Here is a 24,168-nt window from a genome sequence, read left to right on the forward strand (position 1 = left end):
ATTCACCATGCACCACGATCCCCTGTTCTGCCCCCTTCGCCTCGGCCAGTTGCACCTCTCCAACCGCATCGTCATGCCGCCCATGACCCGCTCCCGCGCCAGCCAGCCCGGAGACGTGGCCAACGCCATGATGGCCACCTACTACGCCCAGCGCGCGGGCGCCGGTCTCATCATCGGCGAGGGCACCCAGATAGATCCCCTGGGCAAGGGCTATGCCTGGACCCCGGGCATCCACAGCGCCGAGCAGGTGGCCGGCTGGAAGCAGGTGACCGATGCGGTGCACGCCAGGGGGGGCATCATGTTTGCCCAGCTCTGGCACGTGGGCCGGGTCACCCACCCGGACAACATCGGCGGCGCCCAGCCCATCTCCTCGTCCGCCATCAAGGCCGAAGGGGTGAAAGTGTTTGTCGACAACGGCAGCGACGCCCCGGGCTTTGTGGAGACGGTCACTCCCCGCGCCATGACCCAGGCCGACATCGACGCCGTGGTGGGTCAGTTCCGCCAGGCCGCCCGCAATGCCATGGAGGCCGGCTTTGACGGCATCGAGCTGCACGCCGCCAACGGCTACCTCATCAACCAGTTCCTCGACTCCGAGTCCAACGCCCGCACCGACAACTACGGCGGATCCCTGGAGAACCGGCTGCGCTTCCTGAAAGAGGTGACACAAGCGGTCAGTGACGAGATCGGGGCCGATCGGGTTGGGGTGCGCCTCGCGCCACTCACCACCCTCAACGGCACAGTGGATGCGAACCCGCAGGAGACCTACCTGGCTGCCGCGAAGCTGCTGGGGGAAATAGGCATCGTCTACCTGCATATCGCCGAGGCGGACTGGGACGATGCCCCCCTGATGGCGGAGGGCTTCAAGCAAGGGCTGCGGGACGCCTTCCCCAACACCCTCATCTATGCGGGAAAATATGACGGCGAGCGGGCCAGAGCCGCGCTGCAGGCGGGCTGGGCCGACCTGATTGGCTTCGGTCGCCCCTTCGTGGCGAACCCCGACTTGCCGAACCGGCTGCGCCACGGCTATCCCTTTGCGCCCCACGATCCCGCCACCCTGTTTGGCGGCGGCGAGCAGGGGCTCATCGACTACCCCGTCTATCAGGCCGAGACAGCCTCACAGCCTGCCTGAGACTGGCAACCAGCCTAGCCTCGGTGCCACGCGCCCGCCCTTATCGGCGGGCGCGTTGTTGTTGAACGTCAGGCGCCTAGTAGAGCGCCACCCCGTGGCAGGCACCATAGCCCCTGATCTCCTGGGTCAGCCTCACCTTGTCGGCCAGGCTCAGCCAGCTCGCCTCCACCCCATTGAGGGAGAGGCGGCAGAGCTGCTCCCGCGTGGCGCCGAGACTGTTCGCCAGCGCCTGGAAGTTGGCCCCCATGTAGCCGCCAAAATAGGCGGGATCGTCGGAGTTGATGGTGACGCAGAGCCCCTGCTCCAGCAGGGTCAGCACATTGTGATCCGCCATGGTGTCAAACACCCTGAGCCGTACGTTGGAGAGGGGGCAGACGGTGAGCGGCAGCCGGGTATCGGCCAGGTAGCGCACCAGCTCGGGATCCTCGGCGCAGTGCACCCCGTGATCGATGCGTCTGACCTGCAGCTCCTGGATGGTCTGCCAGATGTAGGCCGCCGGTCCCTCCTCCCCCGCATGGGCTACCACAGGCAACCCCAGCTCCCTCGCCCGGGCGAAGACACGGGCAAACTTGCCTGGCGGATTGCCGAGCTCGCTCGAATCCAGGCCGACCCCGTGCAGCCGGGCCAGATAAGGCTCGGCCTCGCGCAAGGTGGCGAAGGCATCCTCTTCGCTCAGGTGGCGCAAGAAGCTCATGATGAGTCGCCAGCTGATGCCAAGCTGCCGCTCCCCCTGCTGCAATGCCCGCTCTATGCCGCCGAGCACCGTCTCGAAGGGAATGCCGCGGGCACTGTGGGTCTGGGGATCGAAGAAGATCTCCACGTGCACCACCTTGTCGGCGGCGCAGCGTTCAAGATAGGCCCAGGTGAGGTCGAAGAAGTCCTGCTCGGTGACCAGCACGCTGGCCCCCAGGTAGTAGAGATCGAGAAAGGATTGCAGGCAGTCGAACTCATAGGCGGCCCGCAGGCTCTCGACGTCGGGCCAGGGCAGGGTCACCCCGTTGCGCTGGCCAAGGGCAAACAGCAGCTCGGGCTCCAGGGTACCCTCGATATGCAGGTGCAGCTCCAGCTTGGGCAAGCCGGCAATAAAGTTCTCCATGATGACGGCTCCATCGTCAGCGCCTGATGGTTAAGGCAAGTCCAGGCGCCGACGGCGCCCTCCCTCTGCAGTCATTGTGCACCCATCTGGCGCGCCGGGGGAGACTTGTCATCAAAGCGCCTTATAATGGCGGCACAAAAAAGCCATAAGTGATTGAAGACATTCGAGGTTGGCAACCACCTCCCCCTACAAGGAGTTTCCATGAAGAAAAGCGTCATCTGTGATATCGACGGCGTCATCCTGCACAACAACGATCTGGTGCCCGGCGCCGACCGTTTCGTCCATCGCCTGCTGGAGCAGGGCAGCAAGCTCCTGTTCCTCACCAACTACCCGGCCCAGACCCAGAAAGATCTGCAAAACCGCTTCCGCTCCGCCGGGATCGAGGTGCCGGAGGAGTGCTTCTATACCTCCGCCATGGGCACCGCCGACTTTCTCAAGCGCCAGGATGGAAAGAAGGCCTATGTGATTGGCGAAGGGGCCCTGACCCACGAGCTCTACAAGGCCGGCTTCACCATCACCGACATCGACCCCGACTTCGTGGTGGTGGGGGAGACCCGCAACTACAACTGGACCATGATGCAGCTGGGGGCCAAGTTCGTGGATCAGGGGGCCCGCTTCATCGCCACCAACCCGGATACCCACGGCCCCATGATGCACCCGGCCTGCGGCGCCCTCTGCGCCCCCATCGAGCGGATGACCGGCAAGAAGCCGTTCTACGTGGGCAAGCCGAGTGCCTGGATCATTCGCGCGGCCCTCAACCGGATGGAGGCCCACTCCGACGACACCATCATCATCGGCGACAACCTGCGCACCGACATACTGGCGGGCTTCCAGGCCGGCCTCGAGACGGTGCTGGTGCTCTCCGGGGTGAGCAAGGTGGCGGACATCGACCGCATGCCGTTCAGACCGAATCACATCTTCGACTCCGTGGTGGACATCGATATCGTCTGATCCCCTTCCTTGGCCCCCTTGGCAAGGTGGCGCACATCGTTTAACGTAAGCGCAACATTGTTAAACAAACTAAACGGGAGCAGGACGCTCCCCTCGCCACCCCAAGGACGCACCATGAAGAGCCTGAACGACTGGATCCTGCTGGACCAGCACCCCGTCTCCCCCACCCCGCTGATGCCCGCCCCCGAGCGGATCCGGGCCGGCAACCCGAGCCAGACCCTCTGGAACCACTATTCGGACCCCAGCCAGCAGTTTCACGTGGGCTTCTGGGCCTGCGAGCCGGGGCGCTGGGCCGTGCGCTACACAGAGCACGAATACTGCCAGTTGCTGGAGGGCGAGGCGCGGATCCACGACGGCCAGGGGGGCGAGCTGCACCTCAAGCCGGGGGATCAGTTCGTCATCCCGGCGGGCTTCGTCGGCGAGTGGGAGACCCTGGTGGCCTGCCGCAAGCTCTATGTGATCTTCGAACCCGCCGCGACCTGACGCGCACGTCAAGCAAGCCCCTCGTTGTCGACACCATTCTCACCCGCCGACTTGACGTTGGCGGCATGATTTTGTGCGGTTTTCCCGCTTGCAAAAGGTTTTTACGCTAGGCATTGTGATTGGCGAGGAATGTAAATGGAATTTCGAGCCCGAACGTGGGGGGCTCATATAAAAATCAAGAGGATTACCGCCAATGTGTTCTATTTTCGGCATTCTGGACATCAAGACCGACTCCGCCACCTTGCGCAAATCGGCCCTGGAGATGTCCAAGCGACTGCGTCACCGCGGGCCTGACTGGTCCGGCGTCTACAGCTCCGACAAGGCCATCCTGGTGCACGAGCGCCTGGCCATCGTCGATCCGGGCAATGGCGCCCAGCCGCTCTACAACCCCGAGCGCACTCACGTATTGGCCGTCAACGGCGAGATCTACAACCACAAGGAACTCGAGAAGCACCTCAAGGTCGACTTCAAGTTCCAGACCCACTCCGACTGCGAGGTGCTGCTCGCCCTCTACAAGGAGAAGGGCCCCGCCTTCCTGGACGATCTCAACGGCATCTTCGCCTTCATCCTCTATGACGCCGAGCAGGATGCCTACCTGATTGGCCGCGACCACATGGGGATCATCCCCCTCTATACCGGCCGCGACGAGCACGGCAACTTCTATGTCGCCTCCGAGATGAAGGCCCTGGTGCCGGTGTGCAAGAGCGTCGAGACCTTCCCGCCCGGACATTACCTCTGGAGCAAGGATGGCGAGCTCAAGCAGTGGTACAAACGCGACTGGATGGAGTACGGCGCGGTCGAGCACAACGTCAGCGACAAGGCCGAGCTGAAGGCCGCCCTGGAAGCGGCGGTCAAGCGCCAGCTGATGTGTGACGTGCCCTACGGCGTGCTGCTCTCCGGTGGTCTGGACTCCTCCGTCATCTCCGCCATTACCAAGCTCTATGCCGCCCGCCGGGTAGAGGACGATGGCAAGAGCGAAGCCTGGTGGCCCCAGCTGCACTCCTTCGCCGTCGGCCTGGAAGGCTCGCCGGATCTCGCAGCCGCCCGCAAGGTGGCCGATCACCTCGGCACCATACACCACCAGATCCACTTCACCGTGCAGGAAGGGCTGGATGCCCTGCGGGACGTCATCTATCACCTCGAGACCTATGACGTCACCACCATACGAGCCTCCACGCCCATGTACCTGATGGCCCGCTACATCAAGGCGATGGGCATCAAGATGGTGCTCTCGGGGGAAGGCTCCGACGAGCTGTTCGGCGGCTACCTCTACTTCCACAAGGCCCCCAACGCCCGGGAGTTCCACGAGGAGAACGTGCGCAAGCTCGCCTCCCTGCACCTGTATGACTGCCTGCGGGCCAACAAGTCCATGGCCGCCTGGGGCGTGGAGGGCCGCGTGCCCTTCCTCGACAAGGAGTTCATGGACGTGGCGATGCGCCTGCAGCCCGCCGACAAGATGTGCGGCAACGGCAAGATCGAGAAGCACATCCTGCGGGAAGCCTTCGAGGAGCTGCTGCCCCACGAAGTGGCATGGCGTCAGAAGGAGCAGTTCTCCGACGGCGTGGGCTACTCCTGGATTGACAGCCTGAAAGCCATGGTCGAGACCGAAGTGACGGATCAGATGTTCGAGGCGGCCGCATTCCGCTTCCCCATCAACACCCCGCTCACCAAGGAGGCCTACTTCTACCGCGCCATCTTCGACGAGCACTTCCCGCTGGAGTCCGCCGCCCGCACCGTACCCTACGGCAAGTCGGTCGCCTGCTCTACCCCGACCGCCCTGGAGTGGGATGCCAAGTTCAAGGAGATGGCCGACCCCTCAGGCCGCGCCGTGATGGACGTCCACCAGCAGAGCTACTGATCCGCAAGCGGACAGCGCCCGACCAAACAACAAAGCCCCTCTCTCGAGGGGCTTTGTTGTTTTCTGCCATTTCATTCCCGCTTTTTTGCCTTCCCCTTCTCTGCTTGCCGCTTGGCGAAGGGGCTCGCTCGTGTCACATTGTTCCGGCTTGGAAGCAACAACGACAATACAAGGAAGAGACGATGAAACGACTGTTACTGCCCCTGGTGCTGGGCACCCTGCTGTTCAACGGCGCCGCCCGTGCGGGTGACCACCTCTGGGCCAGGGGCTTGCCCGATTACAGCCAGGGTTATGACGAGACACGGGATCCCGCCAAGGATCTGCTGGCCGCCACCGCCAAGGCGCAACAAGAGGACAAGCAGGTCCTGCTGCTGGTGGGGGGCGAGTGGTGCAGCTGGTGTCAGGAGATGAACCGCTTCCTGGACCGGGAGCCCGAGCTTGCACACCAGTTCAACCGGACCTTCGTGGTGGTCAAGGTGAACGTCAGCGAGCAGAACAAGAACGCCCCCTTCCTCAAGGCCTATCCCGAATATCTGGGGGTGCCCCACTTCTACGTGCTGGACGCCAAAGGCAAGCTGCTCGAATCCTTCAATACCGGATTGCTGGAGAAGGGGAAGAGTTACGATGAGGCCAGGTTTGGCAAGTTTATCGGCTACTTTGAGCGCCAGGATGCTCGCAGCTGACAAGCCCAGGCCATGATGCAAACACCCCGCACTGTCGCCTGACGGTGCGGGGTGTTTGTTGTTTATCACGGGGAAGAGTCAGGCCTGCGCATCCGGCTGATTGGCGGGAGCCGCCTTGATAAAGGCCTGCAACTGCTCGCAGTTGGCGACGATGCGCGCGATGGTGGGGTAGTCATCCAGCGTCATGTTGAAGCGGCGGGCGTTATAGACCTGGGGCACCAGCATGCAGTCCGCCAGGGTCACCTCGTTGCCCACGCAATAGACGCCGGCGGTGGTCATCAGCAGCTGCTCCAGGGCGGTGAAGGTCTCGTCAATCCAGTGGCGATACCAGGCATCGCGCGCCGTCTTGCCCTGCCCCAGCTCCTGCTCCAGGTAGTTCAGCACCCTCAGGTTGTTGAGGGGGTGAGTGTCGCAGGCGATCATGTTGACTATCTGGCGCACCCTGGCCCGCTCCTCGGGAGCTGAGGGCATCAGGGGGTAGGCCGGATAGGTCTCGTCGAGGTACTCCATGATGGCCACTGACTGACCCAGCTGCACATCCCCGTCGATGAGAAAAGGCACCAGCCCCTGGGGATTGACCCGGCGATAGGCCTTCTCTTTCTGCTCACCCTGTCTCAGATTGACCGGGTGCTGCTCATAACCAAGTCCCTTGAGTTGCAGCACCAGACGTACGCGAAAGCTGGCCGATGAACGCCAATATCCAAACAACTGCAGCATATTATGTCCCTATGGTGGCAGGTGTGCGCCACCTGCCGTGTCGCCTGGCCGACCCTGGCCGGCCCAGGCCTTGCTAGCTCGTCTGACTGGCGCCCCCTTGCGTGACCCGTTGCAAAATGGTGCCAAACAGACTCATCCCGTTGCGATCCTGCATCGCGATGGACACTGTATCACCAAAGCGAAGAAAGGGTGTAGTGGCTTGACCTGACTCGATAATTTCCAGCATCCGCCGCTCGGCGAGGCAGGAGGATCCCCGGCTTCTGTCATAGTTGGAGACGGTGCCCGAGCCTATGATGCAGCCAGCGCCCAGGGGTCTGGTCCTGGCCGCGTGGGCGATCAGCTCGAAGAAGTTGAAGGTCATGTCCAGCCCTGCATCCGGCTCCCCGAACAGGGCGCCGTTGAGCTGGGTCACCAGGGGCAGATGCACCTTGCCCTGCTGCCAGTCGCCGCCGAGCTCGTCCGGGGTGATGGCCACCGGCGAGAAGCTGCTGGAGGGTTTGGACTGGAAGAAGCCAAAGCCCTTGGCAAGCTCCCCGGGAATGAGGTTGCGCAGGCTCACATCGTTGACCAGCATCAGCAGCTTGACGTGCTCCTCGGCCTTCTGCGCGCTGGTGCCCATGGGCACGTCGTCGGTGATGACGGCCACCTCAGATTCAAAGTCGATGCCCCACTCCTCCGACCCCATGACGATGGGGCCGCGCGGGGCGAGGAAGCTGTCGGAGCCCCCCTGGTACATCAGGGGATCGTGCCAGAAGCTCTCCGGCATCTCGGCGCCGCGCGCCTTGCGCACCAGCTCCACGTGGTTGACGTAGGCGCTGCCGTCAGCCCACTGGTAGGCGCGGGGCAGCGGGGAGAGACAGGCCGTCTCATCGAAGGGAAAGGCATCGGCGCAGGCGCCGTCGTTGAGGGCCTGATAGACGGCGGTCAGCCGGGGGGCGAGATCGCTCCACTCGTCCAGCGCCCCTTGCAGGGTGGGGGCTATGTCGGCCACGGCCACCGCCCGGGTCAGATCCCGGCTGACCACCACCAGGGCGCCATCGCGCTTGCCATTGTTCAAGGTTGCCAATTTCATATCGAATTCCTTATTTGCCGGGGGTGCCGTCTGGCCGCTGCCAGCTGGACACATAGTGGGGATTCTCTATCCCCTCGCAGATCTGGCCGACTCCCAGGGCATCCCGGGTGTCGAGCATCACGGCCACCTCGTCGGTGAAGGTCTTGGCGTGGGCCTGCCCCGCCGCAAAGGCCTTGGGATGGGGACCGTGAGTGAAACCGGCGGGGTGGAAGGTGACCATGCCCCGCTCTATGTTGTCCCGGCTGAAGAAGTCCCCGGCGTGGTAGAAGAGCACCTCGTCAAAATCGTCGTTGCTGTGATAGAAGGGCACCCGCAAGGCCCCGGGATCGCTCTCTATGGGGCGCGGCACGAAGGTGCAGATGACGAAGCGGCTCGCCACGAAGGTGGAGTGGGCCGACGGCGGCAGATGGTAGCGGTGGCTCATCAGGGGGCGGATGTCCCGCCAGTTGAGGCGCACCACGCACAAGTCCCCGTGCCAGCCCTGGGCATCCAGGGGGTTGAAGGGCCAGGTGATGACAGAGACCTGATCGTGGCGCTTGACCTGCAGCGACCAGGGATTCTCGTCCTGCTGGGCCAGGAAGCGCTCGTTGATGGCGGGCACGTCAAGGGCCGCCGGATCGAAGATGGCGTGGTTGCCCACCAGCCCCTTGTCCGGCAGCTGATAGCTGTCCTCGGTCGCCTCTATCATCAGGATGAACAGGGGCGCCGTGGGCTCGATGCGCCACATGGTGCCACGGGGGATCACCACATAGTCGCCATCCCGCAAGGTCAGGTGGCCGTAGTCGCAGTAGAACTCCCCGCCCCCCTCATGGATGAACAACAGCTCGTCGCCGTCGGCGTTGCGCACCAGAAACGGCATTGTCTCGGTCAGGCGCCACATCCGGTAGCGGCAGTGGGGGTTGCTGAGCAGATCCGGCATCACCCAGGGAGAGAGGGAGCTCACCTCCTCCTGCAGCTCATTCAAGTCGAACGCCCGCGGCCGCAGCGGCCCCTCCCAGTGGCTCCAGTCGGTGGGGGCATGCTTGTGGTGCATGTGGGTGGCGGGGCCGAAGAAGCCGCTGCGCCCGAGCTCGCGCTCGTAGATGGCCTGCTCGGGCAGATCGGCGTGGGCCTGGCGGGAGTGGGTCCCCTCCCGGTGGGGGAAACTTATCCAGTTACGCATGGCTGTGTGCCTCCCATGACATAGATACCGGCGGGCGATCGCCCATATGGTTACGCATCGCTCGGCTCTCCCTTTCTCTCGCCCTGCTCGGCCCCGCTCAGCACCCCACGACGGATCTGATCCAGTTCAATGGATTCGAACAGTGCCTGGAAGTTGCCCTCGCCGAACCCCTCGTTGCCCTTGCGCTGGATGATCTCGAAGAACACCGGGCCTATGACGGTGTCGGTGAAGATCTGCAGCAGGATCCCATCTTTCGTCGGCGAGCCGTCGATCAGGATTCGCAGCGCCTTGAGCGCCTCCAGATCCTCCTGATGCCCCTCCACCCGGCTGTTCACCTTCTCGTAGTAGGTGTCCGGGGTCGGCATAAAGCCGGTGCCGCGGCCACGCAGGGTGCGGATGGTCTGGTAGATGTCGCTTGAAGCGAGCGCTATGTGCTGTATCCCCTCCCCCTTGTACTGGCGCAGGTACTCCTCTATCTGGGACTTGTCGTCTGAGGACTCGTTGATGGGGATGCGAATTTTGCCGCAGGGGGCCGTCATGGCGCGGGAATGCAGGCCGGTCAGCTTGCCTTCGATGTCGAAGTAGCGAATTTCCCGGAAGTTGCCGATCCGCTCGTAGAAGTTGGACCAGACGTCCATGTTGCCGCGATGGACGTTGTGGGTCAGGTGATCGATCTCGTAGAGCCCCGCATCCACCTCGGCCATGCGCGCCTGCCAGTCGGGGTAGAAGACGAAGTCCACATCGTAGATGGAGCCCTGCTCGCCGTAGCGGTCGACGAAGGAGAGGGTGCTCTCGCCGATGCCGTAGATGGCGGGGATGTTGAGCTCCATGGGCCCTATCTTGCCGACGAAGGGCTTGGCCCCCTTGGCGATGGCGTACTGCTGGGCACGGCCCGCATCCGCCACCCGAAATGCCATGCCGCAGACGCTGGGCCCGTGCAGGCTGGCGAACTGCTCCGCCTGGGAGTGAGGCTCGGCGTTGACCACGAAATTGATCTCCCCCTGGCGGTAGAGCCAGCACTGCTTGTGCTTGTGCCTGGCCACCTCGGCAAAGCCAAGAGAAACGAACAGCGCCTTGAGGGCGGCAATGCCCTTGAGATCCGGGGCCGTGTACTCGACGAATTCGAACCCATCGGTGCCGAGGGGATTGATGCTGCGAGAAGGGGAAGAAGAGGTCGTCATGATGCGCTCCTTGCGATGGACTGATAACGAAACGGGTCACGCCGGGAAGGCTCGACAGGCAGCCCGGACGGCGTTGTTAACAACTTGTTTCATTAGAGGCAGGAGCGAAGCAGAAGAGAAGAGGCGGGTTTCAGATAGTTTGGCGAGGGTCAGTGCCAAAAGATGTAAATAGATTGTGACATTTCGACCTAAGCCTTGCGGACAGCCCCACGACGCACCGCCGGGCTGTCAGCTTTGCCTTACAGGTGCCAGTTTTTCACCTCGAGATGGGGCAGCTGGAGCCTGGCCTGTTGCAGCCGGTGGACGTCGGGGTTGATGAGCCAGGCCTGCTGCCCCAGCGCCAGCAGCGGCAAGTCGTGCAGGCTGTCACTCAAGGCCAGCGTCACCCTGAGGGCGCGGATCTCGGGCAGGATCTTGTGCCGGCCGTGGCAATAAAAACGCGGCACCAGGCCGCCAAGGCGATAGCCCATCCGCGAGCCTGTGATGCGATGGGGAAGCCTTGGCAGCTGTCGATGGAGCTGGGCTCGGACCAGGGCCCGGGGGCTGGCGGAGATGACCCAGCAGCGCGCCCTTTCGGCCATCAGCAGGGAGCGGGCCTCCCGAAAGAGCCCGGGCCGTGTGTGGCAATAGGCCCGCACCAGCTGGCGCCAGCCCGGCGGCGAGAGCCCCAGGGTGATGGCCCACCAGATAAGCGAGATCCCCTGACGGCGCAGGCTGGGCACCAGATACACCAGGCTACCCAGTGCGATCACCGGCAGCAGCAGCAGTGGCCAGCGGCGCCGGCGCAGGATGAAGCGCAGCAGGCCGGCGTGACTGTCCCCGGGCGCCAGGGTGTCGTCAAAATCGGCCAGGATCCAGCCCGAGCCGGGCGCCGCGCGGGAGCTGGTCATTCGCCCAATCCCGCGATGGCGGTGTGCAGCTCGGGCAGGAGGAACAGCGCCCCCTCATCCGGCGGGCAGACGAGGTCGAAGTCCTCCCCCGCCAGGGTAAACTGCAGGCGCCAGGCGTGCAGATAGCCGCGATCGGCGGCCGTGCCACCGTAGCGCACATCCCCGAGGATGGGGGCCCCCACGCTTTTCAAGGCAACCCGGATCTGGTGGGTCTTGCCGGTCCGGGGCTTGATGCGATAGAGCCGCAGCCCCTCCCGCACCGAGACAGAATCGAACCAGCTGATGGCCGGGTTCTCCTGGGTGCGGGCCAGCATCCAGCTGCCGCCACGCCCTTTCTCCATGTCCCCCTTGATCCACCCCTGCTTCTTCTTCGGCTTGCGATCGGAGAGGGCCAGATACTGCTTGCTCACCTCCCGGGCGGCAAAGGCCATGCTGAGTGCGCGGTTCGCCTCCGGGGTGCGGGCCAGCAGCACCAGTCCCGAGGTCATCTTGTCGAGGCGATGGACCGGATAGAGTTCGAGGCCGGTATCCATCTTGACCCGATTGACGAGCCCAGGCTCACCCCCCTCGTCGTGCATGCCAAGGCCGGGGCCCTTGTTGATCACCATGAAATCTTTGTGCTGCAACTGTATCCGGTACATCTATAACCCTTTAGAATGTGATTTGTTAACAAGTTGAATGCGGGCCTGCTGGCCACCCCATGGATCCTCAGCACAAGAATCGCACGGATGAAGAGATACTTGTTTTGGCTGCTATTGCTTGGCGCCAGTTACGCTTCCCCTGTCATGGCAAGTGACCGTCCCCATGAGCCTCCGGATCGGGTCGTCTTGCAGTTGCGCTGGCTGCATCAACCCCAGTTCGTGGGCTATCACATGGCCAAGGCGAAGGGGTACTATGCCGATGCCGGACTGGATGTCGAGATAAGGCCCGGCGGCAAGGGGATAAGCCCGGTCCAGGAAGTGCTCAGCGGGCGCGCCGACTTTGGCGTCGGCAACACAGAGGTGCTCACCAGCTACGCCAATGGCGAACCCCTGCTGGCCCTCGCCAGCGTCTATCAGCACTCCCCCTCCATCTTCCTGGCCCGTCGCGACAGCGGCATTCTCACCGTTGCGGACATGCGTGGCAAACGGATCATGATGTTCCCCGGCCATCAGGATGCCGAACTGCTCGCCACCCTCTACTATCAGGGGCTGCACGAACGCCAGCTCATCCCTGTGCCCACCTCGGTCAACATAGACGATCTGATCGCGGGCAAGATCGACATCTTCAACGCCTATCTCAGCAACGAGCCCTTCTATCTGGAGGAGCGCGGCATCTCGGTCTCCGTCATCAATCCGCGCAACTACGGCATCGATTTTTACAGCGACATCCTGTTCACTACCCAGAACGAGGAGCGCGTCAACCCGGAGCGGGTGGCAAAGTTCAGGGCCGCCAGCCTCAAGGGGTGGCGCTACGCCCTCGCCCACCCGGCGGAGGCCATCGACCTGCTGCGCAAGGAGTATGGCGTCAACCGCAGTCAGGCCCACATGGAGTACGAGCTGCAGATGAGCAAGGAGATGATACAGCCGCTCTATGTGGAGATCGGGTATATGAATCCGGATCGCTTCGCCCACATCATGCAGCAGCTGGTCGAGATAGGCCTGGTTCCGAGGGCCGTGCCGCTGACCCGCTTGCTCTATCAGGCCCCCTCCGCGCAGTGGATCTTCTGGCGCCCCTGGTTCTTGCTGAGCCTGGGGGTCGGCGCCCTCATACTGCTGCTCTCCCTCTATCTGCTTGTCAGCAACAAGCGGCTCAATCGGGAGGTGACCCTGCGCAAGTTGCGCGAGCAGGAGATACTGCAGCTGGCTCGCCTCGATCCCCTCACCGGCCTGCCCAATCGCCTGAGCCTGATGGAGCAGTTGAAGGAGCAAGTTCAACTCGAGGATCCCGGCTGCCTGCTGTTTTGCGATCTCGATGACTTCAAGCGCATCAATGACAACTTCGGCCACAGTCAGGGGGATGCCATCCTCTGCCAGCTGGCCAACCGGCTCCATGACGCCATCGGCCACCAGTGCTATTTTGCCCGGCTGGCGGGGGATGAATTCATCCTGCTGCTGCCCGGCTACAGCAGCGCCCAGGCGCAGGATGTGGCCGAGGTGATCCGGCACGCCATGCAGGCCCCCTTCGTGGTCAATGGCCAGGCCATGCAGGTCGGGATCAGCATAGGGGTCAGCCACTACCAGCGGGGCTGGAGCCCCGAGCAGTGGCTGATCCAGGCGGACAGGGCCATGTATTGCGACAAGAGCGGCGGCTTCATTGCGCTGGCGGAGCAGACGAGCTGACGGCGGCCTAACCCACTTCGCCGCAGCGCCCATGCAACAAGGCCACCCTAAGGTGGCCTTTTGTCATCCTGTGTTTGCTCGAGGCGGCCGTCAGCCGAAGGTCTGCCCCAGGGACTTGAGTTGGCGCGCCTTGGTGAGCAGGATGTCGCTCGAGGCATCCATGTCGTGCATCTTGTTGCTGTTGGCGTGGGAGTGCTGGGAGATGACGTTGACGTTTCGGCTGATGTCCTCCACCACCGCCTGCTGCTCCTCCGCCGCCGCCGAGATCTGGGTCGACAGATCCACCACCCGCTCTATCTCGGTCAATACCTGGTGCAGGCTCTGTGAACCCTGCCGGGTCAGGGTCACGCAGGACTGGGTCTGCTCCAGATTCTGCTGCATCATCCCCTTCCAGCCATTCAGGGTGCGCTGGATCTGCCCTATGCTGCCCTGGATCTGCTCGGTCGCCTTGTGGGTCCGGGTTGAGAGGGTGCGCACCTCGTCCGCCACCACGGCGAAGCCGCGCCCCTGCTCTCCCGCCCGGGCCGCCTCTATGGCGGCGTTGAGGGCCAGCAGATTGGTCTGATCCGCTATCCCCTGGATCTCGCTCATCAGGATCCCGATGCGGTCCGACTCCTCCGCCAGCGCCACCGCCGCCGTGAAGGCGTGCTCGGCCTGGGTGGCCAGCTCGGTGACCCTGTGCTGGGTATCCTCCAGCTGCTGGTCGGTATGCTGGCAATGCACCTTGGCCTGGGCAATCTGGTTGTCCGTCTCCTGGATGTTGCGGGCTATCTCGTGGGCCGTCGCCGCCATCTCTGTGATGGCGGTCGCCACCTGCTGGGTCTGGATGTCCTGCTCGGCGATGTCGGCGTTCGCCTCGCTGGAGGCGGTCTTGAGATGGACCGCCAGATCCTGCAGGGAGAGGGTGGCGTCGTCCACCCGCCCGAGCACGGTGCGGATCCTGGCCTGCAGCAGCTTGATGTGGAAGTCGGCGATGGCACTGGGTTCATCCCCCGAGTAGATGAGCCGGGTCAGGCTGTCATACTCTTCGGCCAGCTGGCTCAGGTAACGGGGGGTGGTGATGAGGGTATGACGATAGAGGAGGCCGAGCCACAAGAGCGGCAGCAGCATGAACAGGGCCCCCAGGGGCCCCGTCAGATAGGCGCCCGCCGCCAGCATCAGCAGCAGCCCGGCGATGGCCACCCCATGGCGCACGGGGCGCAGACGCAGGCCCCCCTTGCGCTCCCCCCGCTCCACCGCCTTCAGCCTGGCGTAGGTGCGGGCGGCGACGACTTTCATCCCGGGCTCGGCGCGGCTGCGCACCGACTGGTAGCCGCTTATCCGTCCCTGCTCGAAGATGGGGGTGACATAGGCATCCACCCAGTAGTAGCGACCATCCTTGCAGCGGTTCTTCACCATGCCGCGCCAGGGCTTGCCCTGCTTCAGCTTGCCCCAGAGATCGGCGAAGGCCGCCTTGGGCATGTCAGGATGGCGCACCATGTTGTGGTGCTGGCCTATCATCTCTGCCCTGCTGTATCCCGCCACCCGGCAGAAGTGGTCATTGGCATAAGTAATGACCCCCTGAAGATCCGTGGTGGAGACCAACTGTTCACTGGACGGAAAATCCACCTCTTCATCAACGAGATGAATCTGGGTTCTGTTCATGGCGCACGCCTCTTGTTTGATAACTCAGTTAGCGTAGTCAAGCCATGGCAGCCAGGCCAACGCGGCCCCTCAGGCAGTGGGGATGACTGAGAGACCGACCTCTGGATCCATGATGGCGCCCTCAGTTTTCCGCCGCCGGGCGGCATTCACGCTCCCGGATCAGCTTCTTGTTCACCTTGCCGACACTGGTCCTGGGGATCTCCTGCACTATGTGAATCTGGCGCGGAATGGCCCAGCGATTGATGCGACCGCTGTCGACGAACCCCTGCAGGTGGGCCTTGATGGCCTGTGCATCCAGATGCGCTCCCTCCTTGCCGACCACCAGGGCCAGGGGCCGCTCCCCCCACTGCTCGTCCGGCACCCCGATCACGGCCACCGCATGAACGGCGGCGTGGGCGCTGATGAGGCTCTCCAGCGCCAGCGAGCTTATCCACTCGCCCCCTGTCTTGATCACATCCTTGATGCGATCCCTGATCTCCACAGTGCCGTCCGGGGTGATGGAGGCCATGTCCCCCGTGTGCAGCCAGCCCCCCTCCCAGAGCTCGGCCCCCTTGTCCGGCTCTTTCAGGTAGCCCTGGGCCAGCCAGGGAGCACGCACCACTATCTCTCCCATGGTCTGGCCATCATGGGCCAGCGCCCGGCCCTGCTCGTCGATGATGCGCAAGTCCACCAGGCCGATGGGCTTGCCGGTGCGGATCCGCAGCGGCAGTTGCTGGGCCATGGGCAGCGCCAGCTCCTCGGGAGCGAGGTGCACCACGCACAGCAGCGGGCAGGTCTCCGACATGCCGTAACCGGCGTGCACCAGTATCCCCTGTCGGTGAGCCTGGGTCGCCAGCCCGAGCGGCAGCGCACTGCCCCCCAGCAGCATCTTCCAGCCCGCAAGGGAGGTCTTTGCTGCCTCCTCGCAGTCGAGGATCATCTGCAAGATGGTCGGCACGCAGTGGGAGAAGCTCACCCCCTCGTCGCGGTAGAGCCGCACCAGCTTGTCCGGCTCGTAGCGCCCCGGATAGACCTGCTTCACCCCCAGCATGGTCGCCACATAGGGGACGCCCCAGGCATGGACGTGGAACATGGGGGTGATGGGCATGTAGACATCGTCTGAGCAGAGCAGCGACTGGCCCGCATGGGCCGCCAGGGTGCCCAGTTCGTTGAGGGTATGCAGCACCAGCTGGCGGTGGCTGAAATAGACCCCCTTGGGATCCCCTGTGGTGCCCGTGGTGTAGAACAGGGTCGCCACCGAATGCTCGTCAAAGTCGGGGAAATCGAAGTGACTCTGTGCCCCGGCCAAGAGCGTCTCGTACTCCCCGAGCAGGGGCAGTGCGGTGGACGGCAGCTCCCCATCGGTCAGCCGGATATAGCCGCGCACCGTGGGCAGCCTCTCCTGGATGCTCTCCATCATGGGCAGGAAGTCGTCATGAACCAGCACCAGATGATCCTCGGCGTGGTGCATGGTGAAGGCGATCTGCTCCGGCGAGAGGCGCACGTTCACCGTGTGCAGCACGGCGCCTATCATGGGCACGGCGAAGAAGCATTCGAGGGAGCGGTGGCTGTCCCAGTCCAGCAGGGCGACCGTGTCCCCCGGCCCTATGCCCGAGGCCGTCAGCAGGTTGGCGAGGCGGTGGATGCGCTGGTTGAGGGTGCGATAGTCATAGCGCAGTCGATCTGCATAGACTATCTCCCGGTCCGGGTGCTGACGCACCCCGGATAACAGCAGGCTCTTGATCAGCAAGGGATAGGCATGGGCTCCCTGGGCTGGCGGTATGATCCTTGTCTTCACCATACGGACTCCTTCCGATTCGTGTCTGGGCGCAGGGGAGCCAGTCTCCCCTCGCCATCTGGGTTAGCGGGCGTCGAGACGCCGCAGCAAGGCCTCGGCATGGGGCCAGGGGCCAAATCCGCTCGCCGGGTTGAGGTGTCCCACTGTCCCGGCATCCACCAGCTCGCTCCCCCAGTCCTGGGCCAGGGCACGCACCGCCGCCGGGCTCGCCAGGGGATCGTTTTGGCTCATCACCACCAGGCTCGGGAACGGCATCTTCATGCGGGGCAGCGGGTGCCAGCCTCCGGCCTGCATGGCTTGCGGGCTCGGGTAATGGGATGGCCAGCTGGCGTCCAGATCCGGCGGCGTCACCAGCAGGGCGCCCCGGATGGGGTGACGATGCAGGGCCGCGCCCTGCTGCGCCACCCAGTGAGCCAGCATCAGCACCCCGGCGCTGTGGGCCACCAGGATCACCGGGCCCTGGATGCGCGCCAGCGCCTGCGCTATGGCCTCGACCCTGGCCTGGCAGCTCAGCTTGTCCGAGGTCAACGGCGGCACTGTCACCACCTTCTCAAGCCGCTCGGCGAGCAGGGTCTGCCAGTGATCCGCTACGTGGTCACGCAGGCCGGGCACTATCAGTACTGTGGCCTCGGGCTGAAATGTCCTCATCTCTCTTCCCCTGTTCAGGCGCTCCGGCGACGGCCGGATGACATCAGGACCACAGTAAGGTGCCAGGCTACCGGCTGCTTTACCTTGGGTGCCATGGAGTTGTCTTTATATGACAGGAGTCTGATGGCGTGAGCGCCACCGGGCTGCATAGAACCGGACTCGAAAGGCCATGGATCGGGCTGGCACGCAGGGTCATCACATGGCACCTGCGACTAATAGATCAGTTAATAAGCACTTTCCAACTTGTAAACGAAATGATAAAAACCAGTTAACAACAAGCAACCAGCAGATGAGCTGTCGCCATGGGAATTGCATCATGACCCTCCTTGCCAGAGCCGCCACCCTCACCAACTATCTCGATGTCGCCCGCCAGCTGGGCCTCAATACCCCCAACCTGCTGTCGCAGGCCGGCCTCAGCGCCTCCATTCTGGATGTGCCCAATCAGCGCATCCCCGTCTCCACCATAGTCAACCTGCTCGAGCTGTCCGCCCGCACCGGGAACTGCCAGAGCCTGGGTCTGCGCATGGCGGAGCATCGCCAGCTGTCGGACTTTGGCGAGGTCAGCCTGCTGCTGAGCTACCAGCCCAACCTGCGCGAGGCCTTGCAGGTCATAGTGCAGTACATACACCTGTTCAATAATGCCCTGGCCATCTTCATCGAAGAGGCGGGCAAGGCGGTGATCATTCGCGAGGAGATCATCACCGACGCCCCCATGCCGTCGCGCCAGGCCACCGAGCTCGCGGTCGGCGTCATGTATCGCTTCTGTGCGGCCCAGGTCGGGGTCGGCGCCAACTGGCATCCCATCAGCGTCAACTTCACCCATGATGCACCGGCGGATCTCTCCATCCACAAGCGGCTGTTCGGCTGCAAGCTGGAGTTTGGCAGCGAGTTCAACGGCATCGTCTGCCAGGCCGCCGATCTGGACATTCCGAACCCCCTGGCCAACCAGGCCATGGCCCGTCATGCCCGCCAGTACCTCGATACCCTGCTGGTGGAGACCCAGCAATCCCTGATGACGGACGTGCGCAAGGCCATCTACCTGCTGCTGCCCATGGGGCGCGCCACCATAGAGCAGATAGCCCGCACCCTGGGGATGAACGTGCGCACCCTGCAGCGCCATCTGGAGGAGAGCGGCGTCACCTTCAGCGAGCTGGTCAACGACGTTCGCCGGGATCTGGTGATGCGCTACCTGCAAAACTCCGGCTATTCGCTGGGCCACATCGCCGACATGCTGGGCTACTCCATGCCAAGCTCCTTCACCCGCTGGTTCAGCGCCCAGTTCGGCATGCCGCCGGCCACCTGGCGCTCCCGCCACAAGGGCCTGCCCAAGGTGGCCCAGCCCGCCCCCGCCGGCCTCGCCTACGGCTGAGGGCCGGCGCCATTCGCCAGACGAGAGAAGGGAGGCATAGCGCCTCCCTTCTCTTTTTCCTGTGTCACGGCGCTGGTTAGCTGACGTCGGCCCCCACCGGGGTCCGGCAGGGCTTGGCCCCCTCCCTGGCATCCCCCTCCTGCCGCGCCTGGGCAGGCACGGCCCCAGACCCGGAGAGCAGGAAGTAGGAGAGCGCCGGCACCCCTATCAGGGCCCCCAGCATGTTCCACAGGAACATGAAGGTGAGCAGTATGCCCATGTCGGCCTGGAACTTGATGGGGGACCAGACCCAGGCCACCACGCCAGCGGCCAGGGTGATGCCCACCAGCCCCACCACCCGGCCGGTGAAGGCCACGGCCTGACGATAGGCGTCCACCAGCGACATGCCCTGGCGCTGATGGTGCAGCTGCACGCTCAGCAGGTAGAGGGCGTAGTCCACCCCTATGCCGACCCCGAGCGCAATCACCGGCAGGGTCGCCACCTTGACGCCTATGCCCATGGCTACCATCAGCGCCTCGCACAGCACAGAGGTGAGCATCAGGGGCACCAGGGCCACCAGGGTCGCCCGCCAACTGCGGAAGGTGATGAGGCAGAACAGGGTCACCGCCAGGTAGACGTAGAGCAGCATGGTGCGGTTGGCCTCGTGCACCACCAGGTTGGTGGCCGCCTCTATGCCGGCACTGCCCGCCGCCAGCAGGAACTGGCGATCCGCCGTGCCGTTCTCCCGGGCAAACCGCTTGGCGATGGCCACCACGCCGCTCAGGGTCTCGGCCTTGTGATCCTTCAAGTACGCGATCACCGGCATCAGGGAGCAATCGGTGTTGAACAGCTCCGGGCTGTTGACCGAGGCCTGCTGGGCGGCATAGTTCAGCACGTTCTGGTTGCGCTGGATGCTGGCGAGCTTGGGGTTGCCCTCATAGGTGCCGGCGGTGATCTGGCGCACCGCATTGACCAGGGAGCTGGTGGCCTGCACGCCGGGATGCTGTTGCAGCTCCCACCCCAGGCGATCCGCCAGGATCAGGGTCCGGTAGTCGAGGCACCCCTCCGGCGCCGTCTTGATCATCACCGCAAAGAGATCGCTCGAGAGGGCGTAGTGGCCGGTGATGTAGGCGTTGTCCCTGTTGTAGCGCGAATCGGCGCGCAGCTCGGGGGCGCCGCTGTCCAGATCGCCAATCTTGAGGTGCAGGCTCACCAGGTAGCCGCCTATGCCCATCCCCAGGCCGAGGATCACCACCACTGTGGCCCACTTGCGCTCGGTGCAGCAGTCCAGCAGTGTCCAGAGTCTGCCGAAGCCCTGGTTGGCGGCGGCGTGGGTGTCTATCCTGAGCGCCCGCTCGGCCGCCTTGCGGCCCACCCCCACATAGGAGAGGGCCACCGGCATCAGCAGCAAAGAGGTAAAGATGAGCACCGCCACCCCTATGCTGGCGGTGATGGCGAGATCCTGGATGACGGGGATGTCGATCAGCATCAGCACGGCGAAGCCCACCGCATCGGCCAGCAGCGCCGTGACCCCGGCGAGGAAGAGGCGGCGGAAGGTATAGCGCGCCGCTATCTGGCGGTGCGTGCCGCGGGCGATGTCCTGCATGATGCCGTTCATCTTCTGGGCCGCGTGGGAGACACCGATGGCGAAGATGAGGAAGGGCACCAGCACCGAGTAGGGGTCGATGGCGTACCCCAGCCAGGCGATGATGCCGAGCTGCCACACCACGGCGATCAGGGAGCAGCCCACCACCAGCAGGGTGCTGCGCACGCAGCGGGTGTAGAGGAAGATGATGGCCAGGGAGGTCGCCACCGCCAGGGCGAAGAAGAGGATCACCTGGATGAGGCCGTCGATGAGATCGCCGACCAGCTTGGCAAAGCCGATCACCCGGATCCTGTACTGGCCCGTCCCCTCCTCCCCCGCCTGGTGGGGCTTGCCGTCAAATTCAATCTGGCTGCGCAACTGCTCGAGGCGCCGGGAGAAGTCATGGTAATCGAGGGGCTTGCCGGTGACAGAGGCCTTGTCCAGCAGGGGCACTATCAGCATGCTGGACTTGAAGTCGCTCGCCACCAGGCTGCCGACTATGCCGGCGCGGTTGATGTTCTGGCGCAGCTGCTCGATGTCAGAGGCCGAGCCCTGATAGGCATCCGGCATCACGGGCCCGCCCTGGAAGCCCTCCTCGGTCACCTCGGTCCAGCGCACCGCCGGGCTCCAGAGGGACTTCATCCAGGCCCTGTCCACCCCTTCGGTCAGGAACAGCTGGTCATTGACCCGCTTGAGGACGCTCAAATAGTCGGGGTCGAAGATGTCCCCCCGGGTATTCTCCACCACCACCCGCACCGAGTTGCCGAGGCCGCGCAGGGAGTCCCGGTTCTCCAGGAAGTTTTTGATGTAGGGCTGGCTCTGGGGGATCATCTTCTCGAAGCTGGGCGCCAGCGCCAGGCGGGTCGCACCCATGTAACCAAACACCAGGGTCGCCAGCGTCATCACCAGCATGAAGAGCGCTCTGTGGTTGAACACCAGCCGCTCCAGCAGGTTGCCTGAGTGCCTGTCGAACGCGCTCAGCTCGCGGATCACCGGCATCGAATCTTGCTTCACATGGCCCATGTCTGGATCCTCGTTATCGTTATTGGGCCGTCATCCGGTGACGGCCTGCGTTGAGACAGCTTATTTGACCGCCGCCAGGGTACGCACCCCGCGGCTGCCCACCAGCACCAGGGCGCCATCGACGGTCAGGGCGGCGCCCGCCACCGGCGATGGCTCGGCCAGGGGGGCCAGGGTCAACGGCTCGTTGCCCCGTTGCCGCAGCATATGGCCGGCCTGGGTGAACAGGCGGAACTGGCCATCGGCCCCCTGCATCGCGGCGCTGATGCTGATGGGCAGCGGGCTCACGAGCCGGGTCCAGTTTTCGCCCCCATCCGTGCTGCGATAGGCATGGCCCCGCAGGCCATAGACGATCACCTCATCCGAGCGGCCGATCAGGCCGAAGAAGCTGCCGTCATAGGGGCTGGGCAGTGAGACGAAGCGCTGTCTCTGCGCTTCCCATTTGCGCAGCAGCCCCTGCTCGCCCACCAGATAGAGAACGTCACCGGCGGGAGCGATGGCATTGAGATGGAGCCCGTCCGGGTTGTCGGTGCGATCCTGCATGGGCGTCCAGTGCAGGCCGCCATCCTGGGTGCGCAGTATCAGGTTGAAGACCCCGACCACGTAGCCGACCCTGTCGTCCTCAAACCAGACGTCGAGCAGGGGTTTGTCGGCCCCCTCCTCCACCAGCCGCTGCCCCTCCGCCACCCATTGCGGCCAGGACTCGTTGACTGGCTCGGCACGGGCCAGGGCCGAGTAATGGCGCAGGACCAGCTCCCCTATCTGGCGACCATCCAGCTGTTTCTGCCAGCTGGCACCACCGTCCTGGCTGTGCAGCACCACCCCGTCCCCCCCCACGGCCCAGCCCTGCTCGGGAGTGGGGAAGGTGACGGCATTCAGATCCGAGCTCACCGGCACCCTGGCCTGCTGCCAGCGCCGCCCCTCGTCGTCCGAGTAGAGGATGTGCCCCCGCTGCCCCACCGCCACCAGCCGCGACCCGGCTCGGGCCAGATCCAGCAGGGGGCTGTATCGGGCCAGGGCGCTCGCCCTGGCCGGCAGATCCAGCACGTCCCTGTATTCGGGCCCCTGCGCAGCCTGCGCCTGCGCCCCCTGCGCGAGTCCCGGCAGCAGCAGGGCGCAGCACAGCCAGGGCGCCAACTTGTTGAATGAACCCATACGTCCTTGTCTCCACATGCGCCGGGCACCCCGGCGCGAAAAGCGGGAGCCGGGCTCGCCTGCGGCGAACCTGGCTCCCGTCAGGATCAGCGGATCCCCGCCCCGGCCAGGGACTCGGGCGACCACTTCGCCTTGGACAGCGAATCGCCGTACTTGATGCCGCCATGGGGACCCACCACGCCGTTGATGTTGTAGCTGCCCGCCACCAGGTCATAGATCATGAAGGGGGTGGCGTCCGGGGTCTCCTTGTCGTAGCTCTGGCTCAGGAAGGCGAAGGAGCCGCGATAGAGCTGACCACGGGCGTCGTACTGATCGGAGGCCAGCGCCACCCAGCTGTCTTCGTCCAGGTAGAAGCGGCGCTTGGCGTAGATGTGGCGCTCACCGGCCTTGAGGTTGCCCTCCACCACCCAGACCCTGTGCTTCTCCCAGCGCACCTGATCCGGTGACAGGAAGTTGGGGGTGGTCAGCGCCCTGGCATCGGGCTGATAGGTCAGCCGATAGGTGTTGTAGGGGACTATCATTTCCTGCTTGCCCACCAGCTTCCAGTCGAAGCGGTCCAGCGCCCCGTTGAAGACGAAGACGTCGTCATAGGTGCCCGCCCCCGAGGTGCCCGGGTTCGGGGTGTCGTAGGCCAGGTTCGGCGCCAGCTTGACCCGGCGCTGACCAGGCAGGTACTGCCAGGCCTTGCGCGGCTGCTCCAGGGGGTTGGCGGCGTCGCGCAGCATGATGGCCTCGCCGGCACGGCGGGCCGGGCCGGTGTAATGGAGCTTCATCTGGTAGTAGGTGTCCCTGGCCGAGACCGGCTTGTTCATGTCCTCGTAGATGGCGTAGTTGATGAAGGCCTGCCCCGTGGTGGAGAGGGCCGCCACCCCGGCGGCGTCGACGTTCCAGGAGTCGTACTTGGTGGCGATGTTCACCCCCTGGTAGCGCAGCAGGAAGTTCCACATCGCCTCGGCCCCGCTCTTGGGGATAGGGAAGGGAATGCCCGGCAGCACCTTGTCCACCGCCATGCCCCCCGCCAGGGTGATGGCGTTCAGCGCGTTCTGCCTGGTGTTGTCCAGCACCGCCTTGGGCAGCGCCACGCTGCGGTGGGTCGGGTAGAGGTCCACCCTGAAGTCCGGGAAGCGCTTGAGCAGCTCCGCCGTGGTGGCGGTCAGCGCCCCCTGGTATTGGGCCGCGTTCTTGCCGGTGATGACCAGGAGCGGCTGCTCGCCCGCATAGGGATCCGGGCGCATGCTGTCACCGGCCTTGAAGCCGGCCGGCGGAGTGGTCAGGCCCCCGTTGTAGGCGGGGATGCTGCCATCGGCGTTGGCGGCCGCCTCGGCGCCCACCTGGGTCAGGCTGGTGCCGAGCTGTGCGGCTTCGCTGCTGGAGACGGCGGCCAGTGCCTGGCCCGCGAGGGCCAGGGTGAGGGAGGCGGCCAGCAGGGTCTTGTTGAATGTCATATC

General features: G+C 64.4%; 20 protein-coding genes. 7 read left to right on the forward strand and 13 right to left on the reverse strand.

Features of this window, described 5'->3' with window-relative positions; genetic code table 11:
• The first annotated feature begins 7 nt into the window (after positions 1-7).
• On the forward strand, positions 8-1,129 hold the full coding sequence (locus ACWPWQ_RS06515) for an alkene reductase (RefSeq protein WP_427232075.1): 1,122 nt from the start codon (positions 8-10) through the stop codon (positions 1,127-1,129).
• A gap of 76 nt (positions 1,130-1,205) precedes the next feature.
• On the opposite strand, the gene ACWPWQ_RS06520 is transcribed toward ACWPWQ_RS06515, so the two are convergent.
• Positions 1,206-2,225, reverse strand: coding sequence for an adenosine deaminase (locus ACWPWQ_RS06520; RefSeq protein ID WP_454009325.1), 1,020 nt, complete (start codon positions 2,223-2,225; stop codon positions 1,206-1,208).
• A gap of 201 nt (positions 2,226-2,426) precedes the next feature.
• Between ACWPWQ_RS06520 and ACWPWQ_RS06525 the strand changes: the two genes are divergently transcribed.
• The 4 genes from ACWPWQ_RS06525 (at position 2,427) to ACWPWQ_RS06540 (ending at position 6,200) form a co-directional block, all read left to right on the forward strand.
• Positions 2,427-3,176, forward strand: a complete 750-nt coding sequence (locus ACWPWQ_RS06525) for an HAD-IIA family hydrolase (protein WP_005302324.1) — start codon at positions 2,427-2,429, stop codon at positions 3,174-3,176.
• A gap of 114 nt (positions 3,177-3,290) precedes the next feature.
• On the forward strand, positions 3,291-3,659 hold the full coding sequence (locus tag ACWPWQ_RS06530) for a cupin domain-containing protein (protein ID WP_429107626.1): 369 nt from the start codon (positions 3,291-3,293) through the stop codon (positions 3,657-3,659).
• A gap of 193 nt (positions 3,660-3,852) precedes the next feature.
• Positions 3,853-5,517: an asparagine synthase B gene (gene asnB, locus ACWPWQ_RS06535; RefSeq protein WP_429160023.1), complete on the forward strand. Its 1,665-nt coding sequence runs from the start codon at positions 3,853-3,855 to the stop codon at positions 5,515-5,517.
• Positions 5,518-5,699: 182 nt separating this feature from the next.
• Entirely contained in the window at positions 5,700-6,200 is a 501-nt protein-coding gene (locus ACWPWQ_RS06540; RefSeq protein ID WP_454009326.1) for a thioredoxin family protein, read from the forward strand.
• A gap of 78 nt (positions 6,201-6,278) precedes the next feature.
• On the opposite strand, the gene maiA is transcribed toward ACWPWQ_RS06540, so the two are convergent.
• From maiA to ACWPWQ_RS06570, 6 genes are all read right to left on the reverse strand, one after another.
• A complete protein-coding gene (gene maiA / locus ACWPWQ_RS06545; RefSeq protein ID WP_202045994.1) occupies positions 6,279-6,917 on the reverse strand; it encodes a maleylacetoacetate isomerase in 639 nt (212 codons plus the stop codon).
• Positions 6,918-6,990: 73 nt separating this feature from the next.
• Positions 6,991-7,989 (reverse strand): fumarylacetoacetate hydrolase family protein, encoded by a 999-nt coding sequence (locus ACWPWQ_RS06550; RefSeq protein WP_454009327.1) that lies wholly within the window; start codon positions 7,987-7,989, stop codon positions 6,991-6,993.
• A gap of 10 nt (positions 7,990-7,999) precedes the next feature.
• Positions 8,000-9,151, reverse strand: a complete 1,152-nt coding sequence (locus ACWPWQ_RS06555; protein WP_454009328.1) for a homogentisate 1,2-dioxygenase — start codon at positions 9,149-9,151, stop codon at positions 8,000-8,002.
• A 50-nt stretch (positions 9,152-9,201) separates the two neighbouring features.
• Positions 9,202-10,335, reverse strand: a complete 1,134-nt coding sequence (gene hppD / locus ACWPWQ_RS06560; protein ID WP_454009429.1) for a 4-hydroxyphenylpyruvate dioxygenase — start codon at positions 10,333-10,335, stop codon at positions 9,202-9,204.
• Between the two features lie 236 nt (positions 10,336-10,571).
• Entirely contained in the window at positions 10,572-11,222 is a 651-nt protein-coding gene (locus tag ACWPWQ_RS06565) for a haloacid dehalogenase-like hydrolase (protein WP_454009329.1), read from the reverse strand.
• Positions 11,219-11,863 (reverse strand): TIGR01621 family pseudouridine synthase, encoded by a 645-nt coding sequence (locus ACWPWQ_RS06570; protein ID WP_454009330.1) that lies wholly within the window; start codon positions 11,861-11,863, stop codon positions 11,219-11,221. Before ACWPWQ_RS06570 ends, ACWPWQ_RS06565 begins: the two co-directional genes overlap by 4 nt.
• Positions 11,864-11,950: 87 nt before the next feature.
• On the opposite strand from ACWPWQ_RS06570, the gene ACWPWQ_RS06575 reads away from it, so the two are divergent.
• Positions 11,951-13,543, forward strand: a complete 1,593-nt coding sequence (locus tag ACWPWQ_RS06575; RefSeq protein ID WP_429107620.1) for an ABC transporter substrate-binding protein — start codon at positions 11,951-11,953, stop codon at positions 13,541-13,543.
• Between the two features lie 90 nt (positions 13,544-13,633).
• Here the strand turns inward: ACWPWQ_RS06575 and ACWPWQ_RS06580 are convergent, their stop codons facing one another.
• From ACWPWQ_RS06580 to ACWPWQ_RS06590, 3 genes are all read right to left on the reverse strand, one after another.
• A complete protein-coding gene (locus ACWPWQ_RS06580) occupies positions 13,634-15,187 on the reverse strand; it encodes a methyl-accepting chemotaxis protein (protein WP_454009331.1) in 1,554 nt (517 codons plus the stop codon).
• Positions 15,188-15,308: 121 nt separating this feature from the next.
• Complete coding sequence (locus ACWPWQ_RS06585; protein ID WP_454009332.1) at positions 15,309-16,967, reverse strand: fatty acid--CoA ligase; 1,659 nt, start codon at positions 16,965-16,967, stop codon at positions 15,309-15,311.
• 60 nt (positions 16,968-17,027) lie between these two features.
• Positions 17,028-17,612: an RBBP9/YdeN family alpha/beta hydrolase gene (locus ACWPWQ_RS06590; RefSeq protein ID WP_454009333.1), complete on the reverse strand. Its 585-nt coding sequence runs from the start codon at positions 17,610-17,612 to the stop codon at positions 17,028-17,030.
• Positions 17,613-17,928: 316 nt separating this feature from the next.
• Here ACWPWQ_RS06590 and ACWPWQ_RS06595 point away from each other — a divergent pair, with 316 nt between their 5' ends.
• Positions 17,929-18,981, forward strand: a complete 1,053-nt coding sequence (locus tag ACWPWQ_RS06595; protein ID WP_454009334.1) for an AraC family transcriptional regulator — start codon at positions 17,929-17,931, stop codon at positions 18,979-18,981.
• Positions 18,982-19,057: 76 nt separating this feature from the next.
• Here the strand turns inward: ACWPWQ_RS06595 and ACWPWQ_RS06600 are convergent, their stop codons facing one another.
• From ACWPWQ_RS06600 to ACWPWQ_RS06610, 3 genes are all read right to left on the reverse strand, one after another.
• Positions 19,058-21,568 carry an efflux RND transporter permease subunit gene (locus ACWPWQ_RS06600; protein WP_454009335.1) on the reverse strand — a complete coding sequence of 837 codons (2,511 nt, stop codon included), beginning with the start codon at positions 21,566-21,568 and terminating at the stop codon, positions 19,058-19,060.
• 60 nt (positions 21,569-21,628) lie between these two features.
• Complete coding sequence (locus ACWPWQ_RS06605; RefSeq protein WP_454009336.1) at positions 21,629-22,720, reverse strand: WD40/YVTN/BNR-like repeat-containing protein; 1,092 nt, start codon at positions 22,718-22,720, stop codon at positions 21,629-21,631.
• Positions 22,721-22,806: 86 nt separating this feature from the next.
• Positions 22,807-24,165 carry a DUF1329 domain-containing protein gene (locus tag ACWPWQ_RS06610; RefSeq protein WP_454009337.1) on the reverse strand — a complete coding sequence of 453 codons (1,359 nt, stop codon included), beginning with the start codon at positions 24,163-24,165 and terminating at the stop codon, positions 22,807-22,809.
• Between the last annotated feature and the right edge of the window lie 3 nt (positions 24,166-24,168).

The sequence above is a fragment of the Aeromonas sp. Marseille-Q7275 genome (assembly GCF_965119515.1).